The 12,326-nt window shown below is 44.0% G+C and carries 12 protein-coding genes and 1 tRNA gene; 10 read left to right on the forward strand and 3 right to left on the reverse strand.

Translation table 11 applies throughout. The annotated features are described in order from the left end of the window. Window positions 1-9: 9 nt before the first annotated feature. The 3 genes from CTN_RS05300 to CTN_RS05310 are packed head-to-tail and all read right to left on the reverse strand — an operon-like array spanning window position 10 to window position 2,921. The gene (locus CTN_RS05300) at window positions 10-1,149 is read right to left on the reverse strand and encodes a SpoIIE family protein phosphatase (protein ID WP_015919562.1); all 1,140 of its coding nucleotides are present in this window, start codon (window positions 1,147-1,149) and stop codon (window positions 10-12) included. Then, the gene (locus CTN_RS05305; protein ID WP_015919563.1) at window positions 1,136-2,701 is read right to left on the reverse strand and encodes a [Fe-Fe] hydrogenase large subunit C-terminal domain-containing protein; all 1,566 of its coding nucleotides are present in this window, start codon (window positions 2,699-2,701) and stop codon (window positions 1,136-1,138) included. Before CTN_RS05305 ends, CTN_RS05300 begins: the two co-directional genes overlap by 14 nt. Then, window positions 2,694-2,921 (reverse strand): (2Fe-2S) ferredoxin domain-containing protein, encoded by a 228-nt coding sequence (locus tag CTN_RS05310; protein WP_015919564.1) that lies wholly within the window; start codon window positions 2,919-2,921, stop codon window positions 2,694-2,696. Before CTN_RS05310 ends, CTN_RS05305 begins: the two co-directional genes overlap by 8 nt. Window positions 2,922-3,193: 272 nt before the next feature. Here CTN_RS05310 and CTN_RS05315 point away from each other — a divergent pair, with 272 nt between their 5' ends. The 10 genes from CTN_RS05315 to CTN_RS05360 all read left to right on the forward strand — a co-directional run bounded on the left by CTN_RS05315 (window position 3,194) and on the right by CTN_RS05360 (window position 12,261). Further along, complete coding sequence (locus tag CTN_RS05315) at window positions 3,194-4,342, forward strand: inositol-3-phosphate synthase (protein ID WP_015919565.1); 1,149 nt, start codon at window positions 3,194-3,196, stop codon at window positions 4,340-4,342. Between the two features lie 40 nt (window positions 4,343-4,382). After that, entirely contained in the window at window positions 4,383-5,111 is a 729-nt protein-coding gene (locus CTN_RS05320) for a phosphocholine cytidylyltransferase family protein (RefSeq protein WP_015919566.1), read from the forward strand. Beyond that, window positions 5,105-5,722 carry a CDP-alcohol phosphatidyltransferase family protein gene (locus tag CTN_RS05325; RefSeq protein ID WP_015919567.1) on the forward strand — a complete coding sequence of 206 codons (618 nt, stop codon included), beginning with the start codon at window positions 5,105-5,107 and terminating at the stop codon, window positions 5,720-5,722. The genes CTN_RS05320 and CTN_RS05325 overlap by 7 nt, the downstream gene beginning before the upstream one ends. Window positions 5,723-5,754: 32 nt before the next feature. Next, entirely contained in the window at window positions 5,755-6,486 is a 732-nt protein-coding gene (locus CTN_RS05330) for an ABC transporter ATP-binding protein (protein WP_038067506.1), read from the forward strand. Then, on the forward strand, window positions 6,483-7,439 hold the full coding sequence (locus CTN_RS05335; protein ID WP_015919569.1) for a SufB/SufD family protein: 957 nt from the start codon (window positions 6,483-6,485) through the stop codon (window positions 7,437-7,439). The genes CTN_RS05330 and CTN_RS05335 overlap by 4 nt, the downstream gene beginning before the upstream one ends. A 32-nt stretch (window positions 7,440-7,471) precedes the next feature. Continuing rightward, window positions 7,472-7,546, forward strand: a tRNA-Val gene (locus CTN_RS05340). A 50-nt stretch (window positions 7,547-7,596) separates the two neighbouring features. Continuing rightward, a complete protein-coding gene (gene suhB, locus CTN_RS05345; RefSeq protein ID WP_038067511.1) occupies window positions 7,597-8,370 on the forward strand; it encodes a bifunctional fructose-1,6-bisphosphatase/inositol-1-monophosphatase in 774 nt (257 codons plus the stop codon). A gap of 1 nt (window position 8,371) precedes the next feature. After that, window positions 8,372-9,676, forward strand: a complete 1,305-nt coding sequence (gene bfrA / locus CTN_RS05350; protein ID WP_015919571.1) for a beta-fructosidase — start codon at window positions 8,372-8,374, stop codon at window positions 9,674-9,676. A gap of 76 nt (window positions 9,677-9,752) precedes the next feature. Then, complete coding sequence (pelG, locus tag CTN_RS05355) at window positions 9,753-11,099, forward strand: exopolysaccharide Pel transporter PelG (RefSeq protein ID WP_015919572.1); 1,347 nt, start codon at window positions 9,753-9,755, stop codon at window positions 11,097-11,099. Then, window positions 11,059-12,261, forward strand: coding sequence for a hypothetical protein (locus tag CTN_RS05360; protein ID WP_038067514.1), 1,203 nt, complete (start codon window positions 11,059-11,061; stop codon window positions 12,259-12,261). Before pelG ends, CTN_RS05360 begins: the two co-directional genes overlap by 41 nt. Window positions 12,262-12,326 lie beyond the last annotated feature (65 nt).

Genomic DNA, 12,326 nt, shown 5'->3' on the forward strand with positions numbered 1-12,326 from the left:
CAACACCTCCTAACAGTATTGAACGTTCACTATTTTTCCTCTTTCCTGAAGGATGTGAGCGATATCCTTCACCAGTCTGAACTTCAGGGATATGTCGTGACTGAACAGTGGATTTTGATGAGCCGGGTTTATCGCCCTTCCAACGAAGAAATTGATCTCATCGGCCTCCAGAAGGTTTTTCACGATGAATTTCGCTCCGTACCCCATCTCTTCGGATTGTCCCTCAAGGTATCTGAACACCTGAGTCAGCGTGACGATCCCCTCTGTTAGAAGATCGATTCCCTCCATGTATCCAACGGGTGGAGAGTTCTCTGAGAACGTGTAAAGATCTATCTCCACCTTCTTTCCAGTGACTCTTTCGAATATCTGACCCGTGGTACCACCACACACGATCTTTTTCCCGGGAAGACTCAGGAATTTTTTCACGTACTCTTCATCTTTTTCCTTCCTCTCAGGTGGTCCAACAAACAGGTTCAGAATGCGCTTTTCACGAAAGTTCAAACAGGCAACGAGTGTGTCGTCTCCCTTCACATCTCTGTCCAGTTTCTCTGCAAGCCTCACAAAGTGTCTGACGATATCTTCGGGAGGAACATGGTTTCTGAGAAGGTGTCTTATTTCGCCCTCGATGTTTTCAACTCCAAAACCTAAGGGAAAAAGCTCCGTTCCCATTCCCGCCTGTGAGAGTCCATCTGTTGCAAGAAAAAGTATCATTCCTTCCTCAGGATGGAATTCCCAGATGGAAATTTGTCTTCCCTCTATGTTGATGCTCTTCTTTTCTGGATGAATCCGTCTGTTCTTCCTGAAAAGCATCACCACGGGAAACTCGTACTCCACCACGGTACAGATTTCGTTCTTGAAATCACACACCACGGAGCACAGGTTGGAGTAACTGATTCCCCTCACCCTGCAAACAGGAAGCGTGGCGAGAATCGTTCTGAAGACATCTGTCACAGCAAGACCGTTCGCCAGCATGGTTGTTGCAATGGTTGAGGTAAGGGTTGAAAGAATGCTCGCCTTTATACCGCTTCCAAGTCCATCGGAGATGCTGACCACGATTTTTTCACTCTCTTTTTTCACCCTGATCGAGTCTCCACAGACTTCCTCACCCTTTTTGTTCTTCGAGGCGAAGAACACATCACAGGTCAGCATCGTTTCCCCCCATGAACATCTTCAGTTCCAGGAAACTGCTCTTTGTCTCTGCAATCGATTCACCGAGAATACCGGCTATTTCCTGAGCGATTCTCATCTGTTTGTTCAGCATCTCCTCGACCTTTTTGAGCGTCTCCTGTTTCAGTCTGTTGAGTTCTTCGTCTTTTAACTTCTCCTGGGTGACATCCACAAGCATGAGAACCTCTTCTCCTTCCTCGAGTGAAAATCTCTTCACGAAGAAGAATCTTTTATCGTCAAGTGACAGCATGTTCCCCACCATGTTCATCGCTTTTGTCAGTATTTCCGGGTCACTTCCTGCCAGATCTCCCGCCAGCTTGTTTCTGTAGATCACCTTTCCTTCCTTAAGAACGAAGACGGCGTTGGGAGACTCTTCGACAACCCTGTAACTGGATGACCTCACCAGATCCAGAAGGTACACAAAGCACATCTCCTTTTCTGCCTTTCCAAGGACGACCGCTTTCGCTTTCTCACGGCACGAATCGTATCCGCAGGCACCACAGTTCAGTTCCTTTTTTGGGTCGTCTTTTCCGGTCGACACGAGAACTTTTTTGATCTCCTCTTCAGGAACGTCTACACTTTTGGATCTGTTCCTGAAGGGCCTGAATGTTTCTATTTCGAAGAAATCTATCTTCGGTTCTTCTGGAAGCTTCTTTTGCCACTCAAGGATCCTGTCTTTTCCTGCACCCTTCTTTTTCATCACGGGGCCGTTCAGACAGCTTCCATAGCAGGCAGATGCCTCGATGAAAACATTTCTGTATTCGTCGATTCGGGAAAAGACTTTCATCAGGTTTTCTATCCCTTCCACCACCATCTTTTTCTCCCAGGGGATGGAGACGGTGTAGTTGATTCCATCCGTTGTCGGGAAAAATCTTGCCCTGCTTGGATACGGAGGATCGGGGAGTGTCTCTTTTGCCTGTGTTTCATCGATGATTTCTTCGAGTTCTTCGAACGTGAGGACGATATCCACGAGGCTGCTCTCTTCTTTCTTTGCTATACAGGGCCCCACGAAGACAACAGGAAAGTCTCCATAGCGCTTTTTCAGAAACTTTGCGTGGGCCATGAGAGGGGAGTCAACCGGTGTCAGATACTTCAGAACATGCGGGAAGTGTTTTTCTGCAAGGTTTACGACCACAGGACACGCCGCTGTCACAACGGGGGCATCACTTTTTTCAAAGACCTCGGTGTACCTTCTTGAGACGATCTCTGCCCCAACGGCCGTTTCCTGAACGACCATGGCTCCCATCTTTTTGAGGGATCCAATCGCCTTCAGTGGATTTTCGAAGTAGGCAAAAAACGAAGGTGCGATGGAAGCAAGAAACGGTTTTTGAAGATTCAAAAGTTTCTCCGTGTCTTTTCTGTAGATTCTTGCACTCTGGGGACAGACCTCCAGACACGTTCCACAGAATATGCACTCTTCCACCACCACGGTGGATTTACCGGATCTGAAAGAAACCGCCTTGACAGGACAGTTTCTCAGACACTTGTAACAGTACCTGCAATCCGTTTCTTTTGAGAATATAAGTTCAGGCACTCTGAAGCACCTTCTTTACCAGTTCCTCCACGTTTTCAGGGGACACCCCTGTGAACAGACGCCCGTCTATTTCAACACAGATTCCCTGAGAACACCTTCCAAAGCAGAGAGAACCGTAGAGTTTGAAGTTGTAGTCCTTCTGAAGTTCCCTGAGTTTTTCAACTACCCGGTAGGAACCTTTCAGGTAACAGGAACTTCCCATACAAACCCGGATTGTCATCGGTTGTTTTCCTCCAATATCGTGAACCTTTTCACGTTATATTTTTCACTATTTTTCGACAAAAGTCAAGGGAGTACACCATGTTGTTACTGTATTCACAAGAAAAGTAAACACCGCGCGCTTCAGATTTTTAATCTTTATGAAAAGCAATAGAAATATATGATTGTCAAAATGTGGTATAATAGAATCGGCTACTGCTACAAACTTCCTCCACCACAATTTCTTTCCTGAAACAACCCCTCGATGAAAAATCTGACAGGAGGTGAAGGTACATGGTCAAAGTCCTGATTCTTGGTCAGGGCTACGTTGCCAGCACCTTCGTTGCAGGTCTTGAAAAACTCAAGAAGGGAGAGATCGAACCTTACGGTGTGCCGCTTGCAGGAGAACTTCCGATCGACTTCAAAGATATCAGGATCGTGGGAAGCTACGACGTGGACAGGGCAAAGATTGGAAAGAAACTGAGTGAAGTGGTCAGTCAGTACTGGTGTGATGTGAACTCTCTGTCCGATGATCCCGTCGTTTCCACGGGAGTACACCTTGGAAGCGTGAAGAACCTTCCCATCGAAGCAGAAGGACTCGAAGACAGCATGACCCTGAAAGAGGCCATTGAAAGGCTCGTCGATGAGTGGTCTAAACTCGACCCTGACGTGATAGTGAACACCTGTACCACCGAAGCGTTCAAGCCTTTCGGAAACAAGGAAGAACTGCTCAAAGCCATAGAAAACAACGATAAAGAAAGGCTCACAGCCACACAGGTGTACGCCTACGCGGCAACGTTGTATGCGAAAAAACGCGGTGGAGCAGCCTTTGTGAACGTGATACCGACTTACATAGCGAACGATCCGGCTTTCGTCGAACTCGCAAAAGGGAACAATCTTGTGGTCTTTGGAGACGATGGAGCAACGGGTGCGACCCCATTCACGGCAGACGTGTTGAGCCATCTTGCCCAGAGGAACAGGTATGTCAAAGATGTCGCACAGTTCAACATAGGTGGAAACATGGACTTTCTTGCACTCACCGATGAAGGAAAGAACAAGAGTAAAGAGTTCACAAAGTCCAGTATCGTGAAAGACATCCTCGGTTACGATGCACCGCACTACATAAAACCAACGGGCTATCTTGAACCCCTCGGAGACAAAAAGTTCATAGCGATCCACATTGAGTACACGAGTTTCAACGGTGCAACCGATGAACTCATGATAAGCGGAAGGATCAACGACAGTCCAGCCCTTGGAGGTCTTCTTGTGGATCTTGTAAGACTCGGAAAGATCGCCCTCAACAGGAAAGAGTACGGAACAGTCTATCCTGTGAACGCCTTCTACATGAAGAATCCCGGTCCATTTGAAGGAAAGAACATACCGAGGATCATCGCGTACGAGAAGATGAGGATCTGGGCGGGACTGAAACCAAAATGGCTGTGAGGGGCTTTCGCCCCTCTTTCTCTTTCATGGAGGTGATGCGGTGAAAGAAGCGGTCGTACTGGCATCGGGTGTGGGAAAAAGGCTGAGGACGGTCACTGGAGAAATTCCCAAAGTTTTCTATAGATTCAACGGCTGTGAACTGGTGAAATATCCGATGATCTCTCTGATGAAAAACGGTGTCGAGAGGTTCGTGATGGTTGTATCTGAAGGATACGAAGACTATGGTAGGAAAGTTCTGAAAGATCTCGGTGTGGAAGGTGTTGTGATAGAAAACAGCAGGGTTGAACTTGGGAACGCTTATTCTTTCTTTCTGACCGAGCCCCACGTGAAGAGCGAGAGGTTTTTTCTCTCCTGTGGTGACTCGATTTTTCCACCGGAGGCGCTGAAGAACGCCTTCGATGAGGATGAGTTTCACATAAAACTGGGTGTGAGCAAAAGAAAAGACCTGATAGATCCTCAGGAAGCAAGCAAAGTACTCGTTGATGAAAATGACCGCATCATCAGAATAGGGAAGAAAATCGATGAGTACAACTACTTCGATACAGGTGTTTTCGTTGTGACGAAAAAGGTCTATCAACTCAGGGATGTCTTTTCATGGTCGAAGGAGATTTCCCTGTACCATGTTCTGCAGAAGGCCGTCGATCTTGGAATGATTGTGAAGGTGTTTGATTTTGAGGATGCACCGTGGACGGAGATAGACTCACCGGAGGATCTGAACGAAAAGGTGTACGAACTGATGGAAAGGATAAAGGAGGGGATACCATGCTGAGAAAGACCACAGATGGATGGATTTCCTCCCTCCTGAACAGAAGAATCTCCACAAGGATAACGAATTTCATCCTGAAAAGGAACTGGAACGTAACACCAAACCAAATGTCTTTCGTCAGTTTTCTAATTGGAATGATCGCTTTTCCGTTCTATCTGATCAAAATGCCGTGGCTTGCGGCGATCTTCATTCAGATCTCTTCCATTCTAGACGGGGTCGATGGAGAAATCGCCCGTGCCAGAAACATGAGTTCAAACTGGGGGGCCTTCTTCGATACCATGCTCGACAGGTTCGTCGATATTTTTGCTGTTCTCGGCGTTTCAATTTACGGGTATCTTGAAGGGGGTCTTTCCTTTTCTCTTCTTCTCTGGTCGATTCTTTCCGTCAGTGGATCTTTGATGGTGAGCTATCTTCACAGTGTTGGGAAGGTGTTCGGTACGCACCCTGCGCTGGTGGGGAAACTCTCTGGTTTTGCCTCAAGGGACGTCAGATTGTTTGTGATCTTCGTCTTTTCGCTGTTTGGAATGTATCTTCCTGCCCTTGTCTTTGTCTCTGTGTTGTCTTATGTTTACATTACAGTAAAGTTTGTGGAACTTCTGGTACTGAACAGGTGATCTGGTGCTAAACTCTTCTTGAGGTGATGAAGGTGCTGGAACTCGTCGATATCTGGTATGAAGTGGAAGGAAAGACCATTCTGAGGGAGATAAACGCCCGTTTTGAAGAGAAAAAGGTTTACTCCATTCTTGGAACCAACGGTGCAGGAAAGAGCACCCTCGCTTATCTCATCATGGGACTTGAGGGATACAGACCCACAAGAGGAAAGATCCTTCTCGACGGGGAGGATATAACAAACCTTTCCGTGACGGAAAGAGCCAGAAGGGGCATCACCCTCATGTGGCAGGAACCCGCTCGTTTCACGGGAATAAAAATCAGAGACTATCTGACGCTCGGTGGGAAGAGAAAGGTTTCAGAGGATGAACTCGAAAGAGTGCTTGAAACGGTGGGGTTGAACCCTCTTCTTTATCTGGAAAGAAACGTCGATGAGAAACTGAGCGGTGGCGAAAGAAAGAGAGTGGAACTTGCCAGCATCCTCCTCATGAAACCCAGGTACACCATCCTGGACGAGCCAGATTCAGGAATAGACATCATGAGCCTTGAGATGATAGAAAGGGTCCTTTCCGAACTTGTGAGTGCGGGTGGTTCTGTGATTCTCGTCACCCACAGAGAAGAGATTGCCCTGGAAAGCGATTATGCCTTCCTCATCTGCCATGGAACCATTCTGAAAGAAGGAGATCCGTCAACGATCGTTCAGTTCTACAAAAACAGCTGTGACAAGTGTGATCACCCGAACGAGCCGCAAGAGGAGATGATCGGATGATAGTCAAAGACTACAGAAAGGAATTCGAAGCGCTGGCAAAAGCCTACGAAAAGGCAGGAGGGGACGTTTCTAAATTTCTCGACAGAAGGATCGCATCGATAATAATAAGCGGTGATAAGGTCATAGGTCTGAACGGTGTCGAGGGAGTGGAACTCACACCACATCGGATAGAAAACGGCGTACAGGTTGACATGAGAATAAAAGAGGGTGTGGTGGTGGAGTATCCCGTTCACGTGTGCACAGGGTACCTCGAGAAAAAGGGCCTTCAGCGGGTGATCTTCAACATAAAACTGGAAAGAGGTGCGAAGGCGATCTTTGTGGCCCACTGCGTCTTTCCCTGGACGGAGGATTTCACTCACGATGCGCTGATGAACGTGGAACTGGAAGAAGGAGCCTGGATGGAGTACCACGACGAGCACATGCACAGCGAAACGGGATCCATAAACCTGATCACAAGATCGATAGCAGAAGTTGGAGAGGGTGCCGTTTACCGGAACACGTTCACTCTGGTGAAAACCAGGATAGGGACTTTGAGGGTGTTCATGGACGCCGAGCTGGAAAGGGATGCAGTAGGAGAGCTCTACACGAAAGTAAAGGCAATCGAAGACGACGATGTAGAGGTGAAGGAGATACTGAGATTGAACGGAAAAGGAGCAAGGGGTCTTGCCAAAACAAACGCGGTTGCACTGGACAGATCGAGGGTTTCTGTTGTGAACGAAGTCTATGGAAACGCTCCTCACACCAGAGGACACGTGGAATGTCTTGAGATCACGAAAGGAGATGCGGTGGATGTGAGAGCCCTTCCGGTCCTTGTGGTGAAAAACGACACCTCTGAACTCACCCATGAAGCCTCGATAGGAAGGGTGAACGCAAAACAGCTCGAGACACTCATGGCGAAGGGCCTCACAGAGGAAGAAGCAACGGAGATGATCATAAAAGGTGTTTTGACATAATGGAGATTTTGTTGTAAAATCCATAGACGGATGGGTGCGTAGCTCAGTGGGAGAGCGCTTCCCTCACGAGGAAGAGGTCGCAGGTTCGAGTCCTGCCGCACCCACCAGAAGGCTCCCTCTAAGGGAGCCGTTAGTTTTTTTGGAGGGAGGGATCGAATTGGACAGACTGGACTTTTCGATAAAACTCCTGAGAAGGGTTGGGCACTTTCTCATGCTTCACTGGGGAAAGGTGGACAGTGTGGAGAAAAAGACCGGTTTCAAAGACATCGTGACGGAAATAGACAAAAAGGCCCAGGAGATGATAGTGGAGGAGATCAGAAAGGTTTTTCCGGATGAGAACATAATAGCGGAGGAGGGAATCTCGGAGAACGGAAAAAAACTCTGGATAATAGATCCCATAGACGGGACGATAAACTTCGTTCATGGACTTCCCAACTTTTCCATCTCCATCGCTTACGTGGAGAATGGAGAGGTGAAGATGGGAGTTGTGCACGCTCCTGCACTCAACGAAACACTCTACGCCGAAGAAAACGGGGGTGCTTTTTTGAACGGTGAAAGGATCAGGGTGTCTGGAAACACAAGTCTTGAAGAGTGCGTGGGATCAACGGGAAGCTATGTGGATTTCACCGGAAAGTTTATCGAGAAGATGGAAAAGAAAACAAGGAGAGTGAGAATTCTGGGGAGTGCGGCGCTGAACGCCTGCTACGTGGGAGCAGGGAGGGTGGATTTCTTCGTCACTTGGAGGATCAATCCGTGGGACATCGCAGCAGGCCTGATAGTTGTGAAAGAGGCGGGAGGAACGGTGACAGATTTTGCCGGAAAAGAGGCAAACGTTTTCTCGAAGAATTTTGTCTTCTCCAACGGACTCGTTCACGAAGAAGTTCTCGAAGTGGTGAACGAGGTTCTGAAAGAGATAGGAGAGGGGAAGTGATATGTTCAAACCCCACTACCACTTCTTCCCTATAACGGGCTGGATGAACGATCCGAATGGACTCATCCACTGGAAGGGAAAATACCATATGTTCTATCAGTACAACCCGAAGAAACCCAGATGGGGGAACATCTGCTGGGGGCATGCTGTGAGCGACGATCTTGTGCACTGGAGGCATCTTCCTGTTGCACTCTATCCGAAGGATGAAACACACGGAGTCTTCTCCGGCAGTGCGGTCGAAAAGGATGGAAAGATGGTACTCGTGTACACCTATTTTCGAGATCCAGAACACAACGAAGGCGAAAAAGAAGTCCAGTGCATAGCAACGAGTGAAGATGGGTGGAATTTTGTAGAGTACGAAAACAACCCTGTGATATCGAAGCCACCAGAAGAAGGTATACACGCCTTCCGGGACCCAAAAGTGAACAGGATTGGAAACAAATGGAGAATGGTTCTTGGATCTGGAAAAGACAAAAGAATCGGAATGGTTCTTCTCTACACATCCGAAGATCTTGTACACTGGGACTACGAGGGTGTGCTCTTTGAAGATGAAAGTACAAAGGAGATAGAGTGTCCCGATCTTGTCAGTATCGGTGGAAAAGACGTTCTCATCTACTCTGTAACGAGTACAAACAGTGTTCTGTTTGCTCTTGGAAAGTTGAAGGAAGGAAAACTAAGCGTTGAAAAGAAAGGCCTTCTGGACCACGGAACGGACTTCTATGCCGCCCAGACGTTCTATGGAACAGATAGGGTGATAGTTATCGGATGGCTTCAAAACTGGCACAGAACGGATCTGTATCCAACGGAGAAAGAAGGATGGAACGGTGTCATGAGCCTCCCCAGAGAACTGTACGTGGAAGACGGTGAGTTGAAAGTGAAGCCCATTGAGGAACTGAAAACGCTCAGAACGGGAAAGATCCTGGAAAAAGAATCTTCTGGAACGTACAGAATAAACACGAACAAAAACTGCTACGAGGTGTGTTGCAGTTTCCAGGGAAACCTTTCTCTGGCCCTTCAAAGTGAACTTGGTGAAGTGATCAAACTGTTCGTAGAGAAAGACACCCTCGTAGTGGACACGACACGTTCTGGCATCTCGAAAGGAGTAACAAAAGAAGTGAAAGTCCAGCGAAGAGAAACCGATAAAGTACGTCTCTTCATCGACGCGTGCTCTGTGGAGATGTTTTTCAACGATTCCGTCGCGCTTTCTTTCAGAGTACATCCTGAAGGGATCTACAACATGCTTGACATCGAATCTTATCTTCTCAAAGTGGATATTTATGCGTTGAAAAACGTATGGATTTCTTGAGCAGGAGCAATTAAAAATTGTTGAGAACATTCACTCGTTATGCTAAAATATACAAAAACTACAGGGGTAATCGGGAATGGCTGGAATTTATTTCAAGTTTCCGTTCTTCCGAGATACATTTTTAGGTGCTTCACTGGTTTTCCTTGTTTCGTTTTTTGAGAATAATTCCTTGTGGTTTATTCCTTTGGTTCTCATAATTTTAGCATCGAAATTTGGTGTTCCTGTTTCACCTTCTACACTTGGGATTCTATCATATTCATTCATTGTTTCGACCATGCTTCTAGGTGGATTTGTGCTGATTTTGACAAGATTGATATCAGACTTTTTGTATTTAAAAGATTCTCAGAGAATTTATGAAAACTATTCAGGATCAATATTTCTTGTAACCCTACTATCTTTTGTAATTGGTATCACAATTTTCAGGGCGTATCAGTACAAAACACTTGCTATTTGGTTATTTGTTAGTTTCTCGGTTTTGCGACTTGTTTTATTGTTCGTTGGGAGCATTGAAAAAACACACTTGTTCGTTTTGCCTGTATTGTCTGCTTTCTTGTTTTTGATAATGTTCTTTAGAACATTTGGAAAAACTTTTGAAGAGAAATATTTGATTATAATAATTACATCTGTGATGAATTTTCTGACTTTTATAGCAAATGGGATTATCACCAGATATTTAAGAAGTTCTACTCATCCTAGGTTTGATTTTTTTCGTTACGCGCGAAAATATCCTGAATTACCCTTATTGGCATTCTTTTATTACCTTTCCTATTGGATTGATAACATATTCATGTGGTTCAAGAAAGGAGTAGAGGTGGCTCCAAATATCATCGTATCTCCTGACTACGATTTTCCATTTTTTATAGCAGGCATTTCTTTTGTACCGGCTATTATTTTATTCAGTCTGAGCATTGAAACTAGTTTTCTGAAAAAGTATCTATCGTTTTTCTCAGCTATAAAAAACAACAAAACTCTTGAACAAATAGAGACGCATTTGAGGGAGATACAATTATCCATAAAATATATTCTTCTCAAAACAACATCTATGGTTATTATAATAACTATCTTAAATATATCAATAAGCCGATTTTTGAACAAATGGTTTTCTGAATTTTCAATAACAGTTTTTAGAATAGGAACCGTTGGACATGCCTTCAATGTTATCTTTTTGTCTATGCTATCGATTTATTTGTATTTCAGTTACTATAGAGAAGCTCTTATAGGGGTCTCTATTTCCTTCTCTGTAAATTCGATTTCAACGATAATTTGTGGTACGACAGTACCGGGGTTAGGTTTTCTATTAGCGTTTCTTAGTGGGTCTGCATTTCTTTTAAGAAAAATGAACACAAAAGATTTGATATTCAAAATTTACTCCTCTCAACCTCATGGCTTGGAAAAAGCTGAAAGAATATCTTGGAAACCTTGAAAGCAAAAAAACAAACACATATTCTTTGATCGAAGTATTGATCGTTTACTTAGTCGTGTACTCTGTTACTTTGATTGTTGAACATAAATATATTGAACAATTATATATCATACCATTAATAATTTTTTCGATACAACATAATATTGCTGCTCAACTTTTAAATATTTTAATGTATTCTCTCTTTGTGCTTTTCATTTCGAAAAGAGAGTATAATCTTGGAGAAATACTTTTACAATATTGCATAATACTTTCAGCTTTTATTTCCTCTTTATTCCATCAAAATCGCATCATCGAAATAAAGCTTTTAAAAGAGGAATTAAAGAGATCAGAAGAGAAATTGGAGTCATCTAAAAAATATATTAATTATCTAGAAGATGTTATAGATAAGTTAAAAGCAAAATTAATTTATGAAAATGAAGGAATAAGCACTTTGATGCTAGATTTATCGTGGGTTTATGTCGAAGATTTAAGGGAATTTGCATATATTTTTCTGGAAAAAGTAACAACTTTCTTGGAGATTAAAAAAGCAGGCTTTTACTTATATAGAAATGGTTTTTTAAGAGTAATTGCCAGTATAGGTAATCCCTCAATTGGATTTTCTGCTTCGGAGAATCAATCGCTGGTGATAAAAAAAGCTCTGGAAAAAGGAAGTTGTTCAATATTTGAAGTTTTCAATCAGGTTTCTCACCTTGAAAGAGAACCTTTGTTGGCTGTCAGAGTTGGAGAGGAAAAAATCATAGGAGTTATCATCGTAGAAGAACTTGAAGAACCCATTCTTTTGAATAGCATAGAGAAAAACTTGAAGATTCTTTCGGTATGGCTTGCTACGAAACTGGAAGGAATTGAGGAGGAAATGAAAAAATACAAGCTACCAGATGGAACATACACTGTTGACTTTTATAATAAAATTAAGCAACGTTTGGCAGACTTCTTTGAAAAATATGGTCTTCCATTCTCAGAGATCTGTATTTCAATACATAATGATGAATTGAAAAGCGTTCTGAAAGTTATCAGATCTGATGATATCATAGCAAAAATTAAAGATGATGGCAATAGAATTTCTTTGAAAATACTTTTGCCTTTTTGTGATGAAATAGGACAAATATCGATTATGGAGAGATTAAAACATGTTTCAAAAACGATTGAGTTTTCAGGTTGTTAATTTAATCAATTTTTCAATCGCTTTAATCAACTTTTTGATGTGGTTAAATGGAGAAAACAGTATGT

The organism is Thermotoga neapolitana DSM 4359, from assembly GCF_000018945.1.
In the GTDB taxonomy this organism is placed as follows: Bacteria; Thermotogota; Thermotogae; order Thermotogales; family Thermotogaceae; genus Thermotoga; species Thermotoga neapolitana.